At 42.2% G+C, this 16504-nt stretch carries 14 protein-coding genes; 13 read left to right on the top strand and 1 reads right to left on the bottom strand.

The features are described from left to right. The 12 genes from BQ5364_RS13905 (at position 1) to BQ5364_RS13855 (ending at position 14718) form a co-directional block, all read left to right on the top strand. On the top strand, positions 1-2664 hold the full coding sequence (locus BQ5364_RS13905) for a prenyltransferase/squalene oxidase repeat-containing protein (protein ID WP_004613491.1): 2664 nt from the start codon (positions 1-3) through the stop codon (positions 2662-2664). Beyond that, the gene (locus BQ5364_RS13900; RefSeq protein ID WP_071144484.1) at positions 2648-3490 is read left to right on the top strand and encodes a DUF4430 domain-containing protein; all 843 of its coding nucleotides are present in this window, start codon (positions 2648-2650) and stop codon (positions 3488-3490) included. Before BQ5364_RS13905 ends, BQ5364_RS13900 begins: the two co-directional genes overlap by 17 nt. A gap of 166 nt (positions 3491-3656) precedes the next feature. After that, complete coding sequence (locus BQ5364_RS13895; protein WP_331463029.1) at positions 3657-4370, top strand: energy-coupling factor transporter transmembrane component T; 714 nt, start codon at positions 3657-3659, stop codon at positions 4368-4370. After that, on the top strand, positions 4343-6022 hold the full coding sequence (locus BQ5364_RS13890) for an ABC transporter ATP-binding protein (protein ID WP_004613494.1): 1680 nt from the start codon (positions 4343-4345) through the stop codon (positions 6020-6022). Before BQ5364_RS13895 ends, BQ5364_RS13890 begins: the two co-directional genes overlap by 28 nt. After that, positions 5995-7314 (top strand): ECF transporter S component, encoded by a 1320-nt coding sequence (locus BQ5364_RS13885; protein ID WP_004613495.1) that lies wholly within the window; start codon positions 5995-5997, stop codon positions 7312-7314. Before BQ5364_RS13890 ends, BQ5364_RS13885 begins: the two co-directional genes overlap by 28 nt. A gap of 115 nt (positions 7315-7429) precedes the next feature. Further along, entirely contained in the window at positions 7430-8968 is a 1539-nt protein-coding gene (gene asnB / locus BQ5364_RS13880) for an asparagine synthase (glutamine-hydrolyzing) (protein ID WP_044987555.1), read from the top strand. A gap of 468 nt (positions 8969-9436) precedes the next feature. Then, positions 9437-10471, top strand: coding sequence for a helix-turn-helix domain-containing protein (locus BQ5364_RS13875; protein WP_071144482.1), 1035 nt, complete (start codon positions 9437-9439; stop codon positions 10469-10471). A gap of 103 nt (positions 10472-10574) precedes the next feature. Next, positions 10575-11894 carry a branched-chain amino acid transport system II carrier protein gene (gene brnQ / locus BQ5364_RS13870; protein WP_071144481.1) on the top strand — a complete coding sequence of 440 codons (1320 nt, stop codon included), beginning with the start codon at positions 10575-10577 and terminating at the stop codon, positions 11892-11894. Beyond that, positions 11891-12478: a Maf family protein gene (locus BQ5364_RS13865; RefSeq protein ID WP_004613577.1), complete on the top strand. Its 588-nt coding sequence runs from the start codon at positions 11891-11893 to the stop codon at positions 12476-12478. The genes brnQ and BQ5364_RS13865 overlap by 4 nt, the downstream gene beginning before the upstream one ends. Then, positions 12475-13824 (top strand): MATE family efflux transporter, encoded by a 1350-nt coding sequence (locus BQ5364_RS13860; RefSeq protein ID WP_004613578.1) that lies wholly within the window; start codon positions 12475-12477, stop codon positions 13822-13824. The genes BQ5364_RS13865 and BQ5364_RS13860 overlap by 4 nt, the downstream gene beginning before the upstream one ends. 56 nt (positions 13825-13880) lie before the next feature. Then, the gene (locus BQ5364_RS18105; RefSeq protein WP_022251013.1) at positions 13881-14048 is read left to right on the top strand and encodes a hypothetical protein; all 168 of its coding nucleotides are present in this window, start codon (positions 13881-13883) and stop codon (positions 14046-14048) included. 16 nt (positions 14049-14064) lie between these two features. After that, positions 14065-14718, top strand: a complete 654-nt coding sequence (locus BQ5364_RS13855) for an HAD family hydrolase (RefSeq protein ID WP_044987649.1) — start codon at positions 14065-14067, stop codon at positions 14716-14718. Positions 14719-14748: 30 nt separating this feature from the next. On the opposite strand, the gene BQ5364_RS13850 is transcribed toward BQ5364_RS13855, so the two are convergent. Further along, positions 14749-15609 (bottom strand): class I SAM-dependent methyltransferase, encoded by an 861-nt coding sequence (locus BQ5364_RS13850; RefSeq protein WP_071144480.1) that lies wholly within the window; start codon positions 15607-15609, stop codon positions 14749-14751. Between the two features lie 274 nt (positions 15610-15883). Here BQ5364_RS13850 and yedF point away from each other — a divergent pair, with 274 nt between their 5' ends. Beyond that, positions 15884-16483: a sulfurtransferase-like selenium metabolism protein YedF gene (yedF, locus tag BQ5364_RS13845; protein WP_044987650.1), complete on the top strand. Its 600-nt coding sequence runs from the start codon at positions 15884-15886 to the stop codon at positions 16481-16483. Positions 16484-16504: the final 21 nt, after the last annotated feature.

The following is a 16504-nucleotide window of genomic DNA, read 5'->3' as shown; positions in this document are numbered from 1 at the left end:
ATGAAAAAAAGAAATGTTAGAATAATAGCATTGATGCTTGCTGCGGTGATTGCAGCAGGCAGCCCAATGCCTGTTCGTGCAGCGGATTTTGAAATCGAAGAAGAAGTTATTCTAGGAGGAACCGGGGGAGAATCAACGGCGCTGTATGAAAAAGAGTCGGAGGAGACTCTTTTTCAGGGGACAGTGGAAGTTTCAGAAAATGAAATTGCAGACCAAGATATGCAAGCAAGTCTTGACAAAGCAGCAAATTATCTGAAGACTCATGTGACGAACCCGGTCGTTAACACTTTGGGCGGAGAATGGTCTGTGCTTGCAATGGCAAGGTATGGGAATCTGCCGGAGGAGACAAAAAAGAATTATCTGGCAAATTTGTATCGGACATTGGAGGAAAACCAAGGTGTTCTGGACAAACGAAAATATACAGAATATTCGAGAGTAGTGCTGGCGCTTACGGCAATCGGGGTGGATCCTTCGGATGTCAACGGATATAACATGCTGTATCCGCTTGCAAACTTCAAACAGGTAAACTGGCAGGGAGTCAACGGTACGATTTATGCGTTGCTTGCGCTGGATTCGAAGAACTATGAGATTCCAAAGCTTACAGAAGAAGATTTGGGAAAAGGGCTGGAGCAGACGACAAGGGAAAAGCTGATTCAACAGATACTGGATAAACAGTTGAGTGATGGAGGATGGGCGTTAAGTGGAACGAAGTCTGATCCGGATATGACTGCGATGGCAATTCAGGCGCTTGCTCCATATTATGAGAAAAACAGCGGGGTTGAAACCGCGGTTGAAAAAGCGCTTCAGACATTGAGTACGATGCAGGACGAAAATGGCGGATTTGCAAGTTTTGGAACTGAGAATCTGGAAAGTGCAGCCCAAACTGTAATCGCACTTTCAACATTGAATGTAGAACTTTTATCGGATGAAGCATTTATAAAAAATGGTAAATCTGTATTAGATTATCTCCTGAGCTATCAGTTAAGTGACGGTGCGTTCAAGCATACTCCACAGGAGAATACAGCAGATGCGATGTCTACAGATCAGGGCACGATGGCACTTGTCGCATATAACCGGGCTGTAAACGGAAAAAATACATTATATGATATGACTGATGTGCAAAACGGCGGCGACGAGGAGGAAGAGACTGCGGAAAATATTGCACGTTTTCGGGCAAAACTTGAGGTGCTTCCGGCACAAATCAGAATCAAAGATCAGCAGACAGTGTATGCATTGATCAGCGAATTGGATCAGATGAAAAAGTTTGCAGAAAAAGAGGAATTTCGCGGCCGATTGCAAGAGAAACTAGAGGAAATCTCGGAGCAGATAAAGGTAGTAGAGAGTCTCGATGAACAGATATGGAATGAAATCAATCCACTGGCAGTTACCTTAAAAGATGCTGAAAAAATTGCAGAACTACTGAAAATATACGAGAGTATCCCAAAAGAGAATCTTGAATATGTAGAACACAGAGCGGATTTGCTGCAGGCAGATACAATCGTAAAAAAATTGCAGAATGGAATTTTGGCAAAAGAGATTTTTACAAATGTGAAAGACTCTAGTATCGATTATGTATATGAGACCTGGAATTATACACTCACACTGAGAGGTGCGAACAATTATGAACCTGCGGATATGAAAGCCGGAGTGACAAGCGAAAAGAAAGATGGGAAATACTTTTTTACAACTGAGGAGAGCGGAACACTTCCGGGAAATATCGACCTAAGTATCAAGTGCAGCGGATTTACGAGCAAAGATTATGTGCTTTATAAACAGGAGAATGGAAAGTCTGTTAAAGCAGGAACCGCAACTGTCTTGGGAGGCTATCTCACCTGCAGTATTTCAGAGGGCGGGACTTATTATATTCAAAGTGAGCCGGAGAATGCAGGAACAATCGAGCCTGTGTTTACAGGAACCAAAAATCTTCAGGAAATAGCAGAGCAGGTAAAGGAGACGTCGAATAAAAAGACGACTGCAAAAGCACAGGCGACATCCAAGAAAGATGACAGTAAAACTGTAAAAGCAGAAGTGAAAGACAATGTTGTTGCAAAGTCAGAACTTGCCCGTGTCAAAGATCAGGATAAGAACCTTCAGATGGAAGGAAAAATGACCGATGGAACGACGTACACATTCACATTGAATGGAAAAGATATCAAGGAAGAGAAAGAGATCAATATTGAACTGAAACGTACAAGTCCATATGATGATGAGATCAAACAGCTCTCGGAACATCCGGCTGTGCTGTATTTTGAACAATCAGGAACATTTCCTGGAGTTATACAGGTGGAAGTGCCGGTAGAAAAAGAAGACGGAGAGTATTTACTTTTGTATTATAATCCAAAGGAACAGAAGGCGGAGTATGTGCAGAAGGTGGAAGTAAAAGATGGACAGACAAAATTTCTGATTGAAAAAGGCGGAGCGTATTTCATCGATAAGAGGGCGAGTACAAAGTCACTGAAGGATGATACAAAAGAAAAAGACAATTTTATTGATGCCGATACAGATGAGATTATTCTTCAGGGGACAAAAGAAGAGACGAAATCCTTGTCTGTGCCATATATTGTCGGGGCGCTCATTGCATGCGCAGTGGTTGTATCGGGACTTGGATATTCGTTCACTCTAAAAAAGAGACGTAGAAGGGACAGAGATGGTGATGAAGCATAAAGTGAAAAGGGTCATAGGGCTGCTTTTGATCGCTGTGTTGATGAGCAGTGTAGCGACAGGCTGTGGAAAGACAACGCTTACTAATACAGTGCAGAATGAAAATAAGCAGAAGGATTCAGATGCATGGATGGAGGATGATGCCTCCGGTCAAAAGGATACGGATAAAAGTGAGACTTCTAAGGAAGAAGAATACTATGACGTAGACAAGATACAAGGCGGGGAAGTTGACTATTCCAAATATGAGGAGAAAAAATCATCCAGAGCAGCAAGCGGAAATAGCAACAGCAATGTTACATACAGCGATGGGACCGGAAGTGGACAGGATCAATATCAGACAAATCCTGTTCCGGAAGGAATGCAAAATCCGGTGGAACCAGGAGAAATCACAATTGACAAAAGCAAGAAACAGACCTGCTATCTCACCATTTCCTGTGCAACGATTCTTGACAATATGGAAAATCTGACAGAAGGGAAAGAAAAACTGATCCCTTCTGACGGAGTGATCTATGCGACAAGAAAAGTGACGTTTTATGAAGGAGAGAGTGTCTTTGATGTCCTTCTCCGTGAAACGAAAAATAACCGTGTGCATATGGAATATTCCTTCAATCCGCTGTTCAACAGTAATTATATAGAAGCGATCAATAATCTGTATGAGTTTGACTGCGGCCAGAATTCCGGCTGGATGTACAATGTCAATGGGTGGTATCCAAACTATGGCTGCAGCAGATATATAGTTCAGGAAGGAGATGAAATCCAGTGGAATTATACCTGTGATTTGGGAAGCGATCTGGGGACAAGCTGGATGGATCAAAATGGGGAAAGATAACTTTGGTACGTATCATCCGATAATTAATTTTGTTTATTTTGTATTTGTGATAGGGTGCTCCATGTTTTTGAGGCACCCTGTTTTTCTAGGGATTTCCTGTGTGAGTGGTTTTATTTACTATATTTATCTTAAAGGAAAGAAAGCATTCAAAACAGCTCTATGGCTCATGATTCCTGTATTCTTGATCTCAGCACTTGTAAATCCTCTTTTTAATCATGAGGGAGTGACACTTTTGTTCTACTTTCGAACGGGCAATCCCCTGACGTTAGAATCCATTGTATATGGACTGGCGTCCGGTGTGATGCTTGTGTCGGTATTAAACTGGTTTTCCTGCTATCAGGTCATTATGACCTCGGATAAATTCATTTATCTGTTTGGGAAACTAATTCCGGCGATGTCATTGATTTTATCTATGGTGCTTCGCTTTGTTCCGAAGTTTAAAAATCAGATTGAAAAAGTGTCCGATGCGCAGAAGTGTATTGGGAGAGATGTGACAAATGGAAATACACTTGCAAAGGCAAAACACGGCATGAAAATTCTTTCAATCATGACGACGTGGGCATTGGAAAATTCAGTGGAGACAGCAGATTCCATGAAGTCGAGAGGATATGGACTGCGTGGCAGAACTATTTTTTCCATCTATCGTTTTGATACGAGAGACAAAAGGATATTTTCGGTGATGGCTGTAGCAGGCCTGATTGTGCTTGGCGGAATTGTAACAAAAAAAGTATATTTTTTATATTTCCCGATGATGGAGGGAAATCCGTTAAACTGGGAAACACTTTTGATCTATGTCATTTATGGGGGAATGTGTATGCTTCCTATGGTGATTAATATTGTGGAGGATATAAAATGGCACTATTTGAAATCAGAAATCTGACATTTACTTACCCAGAGGCAAAGACACCGGCTTTGCAGGAGGTGAATGTTGCAATTGAACAGGGAGAATTTATTGTCATCTGTGGAAAATCTGGCTGCGGAAAGACGACATTGCTTCGGCATTTTAAAACTGCACTGACACCATATGGGACAAGAAGTGGAGAAATTCGATTTTTGGGGGACGCTTTGGAGCAGGTATCTGTCAGAACACAGGCAAGTGAGATCGGATATGTTCTTCAGAGTCCGGACAATCAGATTGTGACAGATAAAGTGTGGCATGAAATGGCATTTGGACTTGAGAATCTCGGATATGATCAACAGACGATTCGGCTTCGAGTAGCTGAGATGGCGAGCTTTTTTGGCATTCAGAACTGGTTTGCGAAAAATGTGGAGGAACTGTCGGGAGGACAGAAACAACTTTTAAATCTGGCTTCTGTGATGGCAATGCAGCCGAAGGTGCTTGTGCTTGATGAGCCGACTTCACAGCTTGACCCGATTGCGGCGAGTGAATTCCTTGCAACGATACGGAAAATTAATCTGGAACTTGGGACGACGGTGATCATCATCGAGCACCGTTTGGAAGAAGTGTTTCCGATGGCAGATAAAGTGCTTGTTCTGGAGGAGGGACGACAAATCTTGTATGATGAGCCAAGGCAGGTAGGAAAGGCGCTTGCCGGAAATGATCTGTTTCTTGCAATGCCAAGTCCGGTACAGATTTATGATGGAACGGGACAGGTCGGAACATGCCCTTTGACGGTCTGCGAGGGGAGAAACTGGCTGAAGGCACATTTTGAAAAAGAGCAATCTGGATTCTGTGAGACAGAGAACGAAAAGAGTACAAAAGGAAAAGATGAGGTTGTCATCGAGGCAAAGGAAGTGTGGTTCCGATACGAAAAAGAGATGCCGGATGTCGTGAAAGATCTGTCCCTGCAGGTAAAAAAGGGCGAACTTTTCTGCATGTTAGGCGGAAATGGAACTGGGAAAAGTACGACATTATCACTTTTATCCGGAATTCGAAGACCTTATCGAGGGAAAATCCTGCTGAAAGGAAAGGATATTCGCAAGCGAAAGGAAAAAGAATTGTTTCATGGTTTGATAGGGGTGCTTCCGCAGAACCCGCAAAGTCTTTTTGTGGGAAACACAGTCCGTGAGGACTTGTGGGAAATGTTTTCTGGATTTCATATCCAGCGAAAAAAGGAATATGAAAAGCAAATGGAGCGTGTGATTGAAGATACACAAATCGGTCATCTGCTTGATATGCATCCGTACGACCTAAGCGGCGGCGAGCAGCAAAGGGCGGCTCTGGCAAAGGTGCTTCTCCTGGAACCTGAGATTTTGCTTTTGGATGAGCCGACAAAAGGTCTTGATGGTTTTTACAAACAAAAACTTGCGGATATTTTTGAGCGTCTGAAAAAGAGAGGTGTCACAATTCTGATGGTGTCGCATGACATTGAATTTTGTGCTTCTTATGGAGATACGTGTGCAATGTTTTTTGATGGAAGTGTTATAACTTCGCAAAGTGCAAAAGCATTTTTTGTCGGAAATAGTTTTTATACAACAGCGGCAAACCGGATGGCGAGACAGTTATATCCGGATGCAGTAACAGTAAAGGAAGTGATAGAAGCATGCAGCAAAAACAGGCGACAGGAGTAGATACAAAGGCGATGCTGCCGATTTTTTCTTGTGGATTTATGGTTGTTGCTGAACTGTTTCTGCCGTGGTTTTCCATGCCGGTCTTGAAATACTCAAAACTTCAGACTTCATATACGTTGTGGAATGTGTCAGAATGTGTGGATAATATACAGAAAAGTATCCGTGGAGGAGGAAAACTTTCCATGGAACTGTTGACGGCGGAGGAAATAAAAACGATTGGGCAGTGGAGTATTGCCTTGCAGGTCTTTGCAATTATTTTGACAGTTCTCCTGATTGGTGCTGCGATTGCAGCATATAGGTGGAAGAAAAAAAGTGTAGTATATATTCGTCTCACCTTTTTGGTAGCGGCAATTTTGCCGGCACTGGCATTTGCGGCAAACATGCAGGGAAACCTGTTTCTAAATGAAAAGATTGGACGAGAGAGTCATTTTATCAATTTGACGATACACAGCTATCTTCAGCTGACAGCATTTCCATATGCACAGTTGATTCTTGCTTTAGTGATGATTGCAGCGGTCGGAAAGCTTTTGGATACGCAGTTTGAGTATGAGGCGATCATGTATATACAGAGAAGTGTGCGTGAGGATAAAAAAATCGGAAAGCGAACCAAAGTCTCCATTTTTTTGATTTTGTTTGCGATTCCGTGTTTGATTTTTTTCGGAATCTTTTTCCTGAATGACAGAAGCGCATCTTTCATTGCTTTGTGTATTATTGGGCTTGCAATGATACCGTTTTGCATGATTTTTGAAGATCGGAAACCACAGGCAAGGGAAGTGCTTTTGATTGCGGTTATGGCTGCGATTGCAGTTGTTGGGCGTATGGCATTTTTTATGCTGCCACAGTTTAAGCCGGTGACAGCCATAGTGATCATAACCGGAATCAGTCTCGGCGCAGAAGCAGGTTTTTTGACAGGTGCGGTTGCGGGATTTGTCTCTAATTTCTTTTTCGGTCAGGGACCGTGGACACCTTGGCAAATGTTTGCGTTTGGCATTATTGGGTTTCTTGCAGGCTTATTGTTCCGTGGAAAACGGGAAAAATATAAGAAAAGCAAGTTGATTTTATGCCTGTATGGGGGAATTGCAACACTTGTAATCTATGGCTTTTTGATGGATACGTCTTCCATTACTATGTTTGGCACCGGATTTTCGTGGAAGGCGCTTGCGGCAATGTATGCAAGTGGTCTGCCGTTTAATATCGTGCATGGGATTTCCACAATGGTGTTCCTGTTCTTTCTGGCGGGACCGATGGATCGAAAATTAGAGCGCATCAAGAAAAAATATGGAATTTTATAAGGAAATAGTTCAGAACCTTCCGTTTTGAGAAACAAACACTTGGCGGTTTTTTTGATTTGCGTTATAATCGTACTATCAAAGTAGGATGAAATCACATTTACAGGAGATGATACAGATGATAAAAGTACAGGAATACAGAGGACATATCCGCAATTGGGAAGAACTCTGTGAGCGGCTTGGGATTTCTCTTTTGCTGCCGCGCAAAGAACGGGAAGAAGAGATTTTGGTGAAAGCATATGAGACATGGGGATATGAGATGGCAGATCACATGCACGGCATGTTTGCATTTGCCTTGTGGGATGAGGAGAACAATCAGTTGTTCTGTCTGAGAGACCCGTTTGGAACAAAACCGTTTTACTATTATGAGACAGAAGATGGGACACTTCTTTATGGCACAACAATCCGAAAGATCATGGAGCAGCCGGGATTCAAAAAAGAATTGAATGAGGAGATGCTTCAGCTGTATTTGAGCCTGACATATGTTGCGGGTGAGAATACGTTTTTCCGCGGATTAAAAAAATTGATGCCGGGACGGTACTTGATCTGGAAAGATGGAGTATTGAAGATTGAGCGCTACTGGAGTCCGCAGTTTCATCCAGATGAAAGTAAATCATTGGAAGACTGGGCAGATGAGATCCATACGACACTTCAGGAAATCATGCCGGAAGTGAAGGCAAAGGATGAGACAGTAGAATCGTTCTTATCCGGCGGCGTGGATTCTTCCTATGTGCTTGCAATGTCTGAGGCGAAAGTAGCAGATTGCTGTGGATATGAGGAAGAGAGATTTGACGAATCAAGGATGGCAGAAGAGACAGCAAACCTTCTTGGACGAACATTTTCCAGACGCGTTATCACGCCGGAGGAGTATTTTGAGACAGTACCTTATGTCATGTACAATATGGAGCAGCCACTTGGGGATGCGTCAGCAATTGTTTTTGCAATCGGATGTAAAGCGACAGCAGAGCATACGAAGATCTGCTACTCAGGTGAAGGAGCAGATGAGTTCTTTGGAGGATATAATATGTATCGCAATGCAGAGCGATACGGTGAGAATCTGAAGGATTTTTATGTTGGAAACACGAACATCATGAAAGAAGATGAGAAACAAAAGATTTTGAAGCATTATGATCCAGATGTGCTGCCGATTGAAGTTGCGGCTCCGATTTATGAAGAGATGGAAGGGTTAGACCCACTTTCGAAAATGTCCAATGTCGATATTCAGATTTGGCTGGAAGGAGATATTTACCTTAATGTCGATAAGATGAGCGAGGCGGCGGGATTGGAGATCCGTATGCCACTGACAGACCGGAGAATTTTTGATATTGCATCGAGAATGCCGTCTAAATATAAAGTCAATGATGAACAGAACAAGGTGGCATTTCGTACTGCAGCCGCGAAGGTTCTTCCTGAGGAGATTGCTTTCCGTAAGAAACTTGGATTTATTGTGCCGATTCGAATTTGGATGGCAGATGATCGTTACAATCAAGATGTGCGTGCGAAGTTCCAAAGTGAGATGGCAGAGAAATTCTTCAATGTGGACGAGATTAACGCAATTTTTGATGAGTATGTAAATGGAAACTCTGACAATTGGAGAAAAGTGTGGACAATTTATACCTTCCTTGTATGGTATGAGGAATATTTTGTGAAACGCTGATAAAGCGTTAATTTTCAGGGAGATAAGTAATTATCTCTCTGTTTTTGTGTATTTAAGAATGCGTACTACACATTTTTGTATAGAAGAAGTTAAATATCCGTAAATGGGTGTAAGAATACATAAAAAAAGACCGGCACCAATGTGCCAGCCTGAGAAAGGAGAAAAATATATGTAAACGTTTTAAAACGTAATTGTTAGGCGAAGTCCAACAGCCATAAATAAGGTTTTAAATACAACCGTTGTCTTCTTTGATTTGATAAGTTCATTATAAAGGATATTTGTGAGTAAAATATGTCGAAAGAAGAAAAGAATTATGAAATTTCTAAAGAAAATCCTAAGGGATTCTTTCTCGCTGGTTAATAAATATTCCGATAAGTTAACCGACCTTCAATTGTGCATAGCGATTCTGTTTGCTATGATATAAATAAGCAAAGGCCCTTGCAAATAAAAAATGGAGGATGAGGATTTATGCAAATTGGAACGGTAATCAGAAAGTATCGAAAAGAAAAGAATATGACACAGGAAGAGATGGCATCTTATCTCGGCGTGACAGCACCTGCGGTGAATAAGTGGGAGAATGGAAATGCATGCCCGGATATTATGCTTTTAGCTCCAATTGCAAGACTTTTGGGAATTAGCACGGATACATTGTTATCGTATCGCGAAGAATTGACAAAGCAGGAGATCGCCAATATTTCAAATGAAATCGGGAAGCGTCTGATGAAAGAGCCTTACGAGGATGTATTTCGAAGTGCGATGCAGAAAATACAGGAGTATCCGAACTGTGGAAAGTTGGCGTTTGTCTTGGCGCAGATTTTGGATAGTTATTTCGGGATAGAGGATGTGCGTGGAAAAGAGCAGTATAAGAAAGAGATTCTCGCTATTTATGACAGGGCTTTGGAGAGTGAGGAGGAAGAAATCAGGCAGGGAGCAATTATTGCATTGTATAATGAATGTTTGCGAACTGGGCAGTATGAGTTGGCACAAAGTTATCTTGATAGAATACCGAAGAAATGGATAAATTTGGATAGGCTTCAGGCAATGCTTTATAGAAAGGCCGGAAAGCGACAGGAAGCATATGAACTTTTGGAGCGGATTCTCTTTCAGAGCTGTTCGGAAATCAATGTTTGCTTTCAAGGACTTTATTTATTGGAGATGGAGAAAAATGATGTTGCAAGAGCAGAAAAACTGATGGAAAAGGCGGAGGAAATTTCACGTATTTTAGAGATGAGCGACTATATGATTCTTTCTCCGAGATTCAATATGGCATTGGATAGAAAGGATAAAGAGGAGTGTCTTATACTTTTAGAGCAACAGATTGCCAGCATAGAAACGATAGATTCTTTCAAAAAAGCGGATTTGTACAGACATATGCAATTTGCGGAGACGAGTGACAGGTCTATGGTAAAAGCAATGCTGAGAAAAGCATTGGAAAACGATGAGGAGATAGAATTTTTACGGGGGGATGAACGATTTCGGAAATTGATAAAAAGGCTTAGTTGAAAAGAGAGAAAATGAAAGCACAATTCAAATAAAAAAACAGTAGAACATAGAGTCCCAAAATGTTATAATAGCGGATATGTGAAAAAAAGAAAAGAGGGAAGAAATGAATCAATTGACAAAAAAGAATACAATATTAGTGGGACTTACATTGTTCTCCATGTTTTTTGGAGCGGGAAATTTGATTTTCCCGCCGTTTTTAGGAAATCAAGCAGGCGTAAATGTATGGATAGCCATGGCGGGATTTGCCGTTACAGCGATAGGTTTTCCGATTTTTGGTGTGGCAGCAGTCGCAAAATCAGGAGGGTTGGATGTGCTGGCAAAAAGAGTTCATCCTGTTTTTGCATCTATATTTACCCTTTTAATCTATGTGTCGATTGGGCCGGGACTTGCAATTCCGAGAACGGCAAGCACTTCTTTTGAGATGGCAGTGCTGCCTTTTATTCCGACGGGTATCGATGCAGGGAAAGTACAGCTGATCTATTCAGCGGCGTTCTTTTTCGTGGCATTTTTGATTGCTTTGAAACCGGAAAAATTGACAGAATGTTTGGGAAAATTTTTAACTCCATGTCTGCTTGCGTTGATTTTTATCGTATTTGTGCGGGCGCTGTTTTTTAAATCAGGAAGCTTTGGGGCGTCGACAGAGGCATATCAGGCAGGAAGCTTTGTAAAAGGATTTCTAGAAGGTTATCAGACGATGGACACGATTGCAGCATTGAACTTTGGAATCGTAATCGCACTCGGAATTCGTGCCAAAGGAGTGACTGAGGAGCGGGCAGTTGTCAAGGAGACGATGAAGGCAGGTCTGATTGCAGGTGGACTCCTGCTTGCAATATACAGCGCGCTTTGCTATATCGGAGCGATGGTGAGTGGAACGTATCAGAACGGGGAAAATGGTGCGCAGGTTCTGACATATGTTGTGCAGAAAATATTTGGACAGGCAGGACTTGTTCTGCTCGGAGTTATTTTTCTGATTGCATGTCTAAATACATGTGTCGGTTTATTGTGCTGCTGCAGTGAATATTTCAAAGAACTGATTCCAAAGGTTCCGTATATTGTATGGAGCGCTGTCTTTGCCGGAATAAGTTTTCTGGTATCCAATCTTGGACTGAGTAATATTTTGAAAGTATCAGTTCCGATTTTGCAGACGATTTATCCGATGGCAATCGTATTGATTGTATTGGCATTTTTGCATCCGTGGATCGCAAAATGGAGATTTGTCTATCCGGTTACGATTCTGATGACAGGACTGACAAGCGTTTTCTATATATTAGGAACGCTTGGGGTAAAAATGGGCGTGATTACAACTGTTTTAAAGAGTCTGCCGTTATATAAAGAACAGTTAGTGTGGATCATACCTGCAATTTTCGGCTTGGCTGTGGGAATTTTGAGTTCGATTCTATTGCCAAAAAGGGGGAGAAAATGAGAAAAAAAAGAATTGTGCTTGCTTCAGCATCACCAAGAAGAAGTGAGTTGATGAAACAGGCTGGATTTACATTTGAAATTCAGGTGAGCAAAAAGGAAGAGGTTTATCAAAGTGAGCGACCGGATGAGATTGTAGAAGAACTGTCTCTTTTGAAGGCTGAGGATGTCGCGCAAAGTTTGGAACAAGAAAATGTGATCGTGATCGGAGCCGATACGGTTGTAGCTTTGGATGGAAAGATTTTGGGCAAACCAAAGTCAAAAGAAGATGCATTTGCGATGATTCAGAGTCTGCAAGGAAGAGCACATCAGGTTTATACCGGGACTGCGATTTTGATTTTTGATGAGTTCGGAAACTGCCGGACAGTCAATCATGCAGTGTGCACGGAAGTATTTGTAAATCCGATGAGTGAAGAAGAAATCACAGACTATATCGAACATGAAAATGTCATGGACAAAGCGGGGGCGTATGGAATCCAAGGGAGGTTTGCAATCCATATAGATAAGATAGAAGGAGACTATTATAACGTTGTCGGATTGCCGATTTCTTATATTTATGAAGTGCTCAAAGAGGAGGTAGAACGATGAAAAACCCAATGGAATCCAAACCGGTATTTCCGCTTTTGATGTCTATGGCAGTACCGCCGATGGTGTCGATGCTGATCCAGTCTATGTACAATATAGTGGACAGCATATTTGTTGCGCGATTGGGTGAAGAAGCGCTGACGGCAGTTTCCCTTGCATATCCCTTGCAGAATCTTGTCTTGGCGGTTGCGGTAGGACTTGGAGTGGGGGCAAATGCAGGCATTGCAAGAAATTTGGGAGCCAAAAATCAAGACCGGGTAGACCGCATTGCTGCTCATACAATTTTCTTTACGGCGATTCATGCGATTATTTTTATACTGGTTGGAATTTTTTTGACGAAGCCGTTCTTGCAGATGTTTACACAGAATGAAAACGTGCTGAGGTGGGGATGTGAATATTCATATATCGTCATCTGCCTTTCCTCCGGAAGTTTGTTCCATATTGCGATCGAAAAGATGTTTCAGTCCTGTGGAAATATGGTGATTCCGATGGCGATGCAGGCACTCGGTGCGATTATCAATATTATTTTAGATCCGATCATGATATTCGGCTATTTCGGATTCCCGGCACTCGGGGTAAAAGGAGCGGCGATCGCAACGGTGATCGGGCAATTTGCAGCATGTATCTGTTCTGTGATTTTGTTTGTGGCCAGATGTAAAGAAATCAAGATCCGGTTTAAAGGATTTCGTTTGGATAAGACAATTGTAAGCCAGCTTTATGTCGTAGCGATTCCGTCCACGATTATGATGTCACTGCCATCTGTTTTGATTGGAATTTTAAATGGAATCCTTGCGGCGATCTCTCAGGTGGGAGTGGCAGTGCTTGGAATTTATTTCAAACTGCAGTCGTTTGTATATATGCCTGGAAACGGAGTGATTCAGGGAATGCGTCCGATGATCAGCTACAGCTATGGAGCAAAACAATACGACCGTCTGAAGGAGACGATCAAAGTGAGTGTGCTGGTGTCGGGAGTCATTATGATTTTAGGGACGATGTTGTTTGTGCTGCTGCCTAGACCGATTCTGGAACTATTCAAGGCGGGAGATGAGATGATGACAATGGGAGAAACGGCGCTTCGCGTCATTGGAACCGGGTTTATTTTTTCGGCGGTCAGCACGGTGTTTGCGGGTGTGTTTGAGGCGCTTGGAAGAGGTGTGGAATCACTTGTGGTGTCTTTGCTGCGTCAATTGGTCATCATAGTGCCGGTATCACTTATGTTAGTGAGATTTCTCGGTGTGACAGGAGTTTGGATATCGTTCCCGGTCGCAGAGATTATTGCGATGGTAATTTCGATTATTTTGTTGAGACGAACCTTGCATCGCCTTGTTGAAAGAAGTACAAATTCGTAGTAAAATAGTGGTATGAAGTTACGGGAGTGTTTATCGAAGCGAAGGGAGGCATCGATATGAACGAAAACTTAATTCACAATTTGAAACATGTAAAAGAATGTCTTGTAAACAAGGAGATGGTCGGTGAAGACTGGGAGGAGCGACAGGAAGTCCTCGCAAAATTAGAAGATGTAGTGACTTATCTGAATGATGCAACGGAGGAAAGTATTAATTTTGAAGAATAAAGGTGTTAGCGGCAGCATGGAGATGAAAGCATTCATATTTGATATGGATGGACTTATTTTTGATTCGGAGCGAGTAGTACAGCGCTCCTGGAATATTGTAGGGTGCGAGATGGGATATGGAAATATCGGAGAACATATCTATAATACGCTCGGAATGAATGTGGTCAGCAGGAAAAATTATTTTTTGAAACATATCGACCCGAAGTTTCCACATGAGGAATTTACGGCAAGGACGAGAGTGGTGTTCCGTGAGATTGTAGACAGCGAAGGTCTTGCAGTGAAGCCGGGAGCGAAAGAGCTGATTATGCTTGGAAAAGAAAAGGGATATCGTCTTGCTGTGGCGACATCCTCCAGAAGAGATTATGCTTCCAGACTTTTAAAAGAAGCAAAGGTGTATGACTATTTTGACGGATTTGTGTTTGGCGATATGGTGAGCCATTCTAAACCGGATCCAGAGATTTATGAGAAAGCTTGTGAGGCGATTGGAGTGTTGCCGCAGGAGAGCGTTGCATTTGAGGATGCGCCGGCGGGAATTCGTTCAGCGGTGGCAGCGGGACTTCGAGTTGTAGCGGTTCCAGACCTTGTGCAGCCGCCAAAAGAGTTGGAAGAGATAATCTGGATGAAGCTTGATACACTGGAAGAGATGGTGAAATATATAAAAGAGGATTAAAAAAGATTGCGTGTGCAATCTTTTTTTATATTACTTCGATTCCCATCTCCCGGAGGCACCGCAAGGAAGTATAAGTCCGGTCTCAGTTACCGGAAGTCCGATTTCCTGTGAATCAACTGTCCCATTGAAGCGTTTCAATTCCGTTGCAAGCATATAAGTCAATACGGCAGGAGCGAGCCCTGTTGTGTAAGAGTTGATCAAGAAAAACAGCGGGTTGTCCGATAAAATCTGTGTACACAATTTAATTAGTGGATGAATTGCATCCTCAATCTTCCAGATCTCTCCTTTTGGTCCGCGTCCGTAGGAAGGAGGATCCATAATAATTGCATCATAATGGTTACCGCGGCGGATTTCACGCTCCACGAACTTGACACAGTCATCTACAAGCCAGCGGATCGGAGCGTCTTTCAGTCCTGATGAGACTGCATTTTCTTTTGCCCATGTAACCATTCCCTTTGATGCGTCCACATGTGTGACTTGTGCACCTGCAGCAGCTGCCGCAAGAGTGGCTCCTCCCGTGTAAGCGAAGAGGTTCAGTACCTTGATTGGGCGCCCGGCTTTTTTTATCTTCTCTGAGAACCAGTCCCAGTTCGTCGCCTGTTCCGGGAAAAGTCCGGTGTGCTTGAAACTAAATGGTTTTAAATTGAAAGTAAGGCTCTTATAATGAATCTGCCACTGCTGTGGTAAATCAAAAAATTCCCACTCGCCGCCTCCTTTTTTGCTGCGGTGATAATGACCATTCATAGTTCTCCAGCCTTTGTGAGCTTTGTTTGTGTCCCAAATTACCTGAGGATCCGGTCTTACCAAAAGATAATCGCCCCAGCGCTCCAGCTTTTCTCCGTTGGAAGTGTCAATCACTTCATAATCTTTCCATTCATCTGCTATCCACATAATATTGTAATCCTTTCTATTAACAAAGAAATTTTTGTCTTAAAACTATCATCTCATATAATTTTCAATATTGCAATTGCTGAATATAGACTACGGTCTACAGTACTCCCAATTATACCAATAATTTCAAGGCTTGTATAGATTTATTAAATTAAAAAAATAAACAAAATTTTAACAAAATCAGTTTACCTTCTGTCGGTTTAGTGATAGAATATTTCTATAAGTGAAGAATGTAGGAAAGTTGACAAGAAAAAAAGAAAAGGTGGAGAGAATGATGTTAAAAGTAAATGCAATTGGAGACAACTGTCCGATTCCGGTAATTAAAACAAAAAAAGCAATGCAGGAAGTGAACGGTAAAGAGACGATAGAAGTGTTGGTTGACAATGAAATCGCAGTTCAGAATGTGACAAAGATGGCATCGAGTGCGGGAGCTAAAGTTACTTCTGAAAAAACAGCAGAAAAAGAATTTAAGATTACGATTCTTATGAATGGAGCAAAGGAAAGTGAAGAAGAGACGGTCTGTGTGCCGGATCAGAGAGAAAATACGGTGATCGTAATCAATTCTGACCGTATGGGAAATGGAAATGACGAACTTGGAAAGGTGCTGATCAAAGGTTTCCTTTTTGCTGTCACACAGCTTGAAAAACTGCCAAAGACAATGCTGTTTTACAACGGTGGAGCCACACTCACTGCGGAAGGCTCAGATTCACTCGAAGATTTAAAGAGTCTTGAGGCACAGGGAGTAGAGATCTTAACTTGCGGAACCTGCCTGAACTATTATGGTCTCACTGAGAAGATTCAGGTCGGAAGTGTGACAAATATGTACACGATCGTGGAAAAGATGGCAGAGGCAGACAAGATTGTAAAGCCTTAACAAAAGAGGAAGAGAAGGAGA

Origin of the sequence: Coprococcus phoceensis, from assembly GCF_900104635.1 — a bacterium.
GTDB lineage: Bacteria > Bacillota > Clostridia > Lachnospirales > Lachnospiraceae > Faecalimonas > Faecalimonas phoceensis.
The sequence above is the reverse complement of the archived record's forward strand: the minus strand, read 5'-3'. Positions and strand labels throughout refer to the sequence as shown.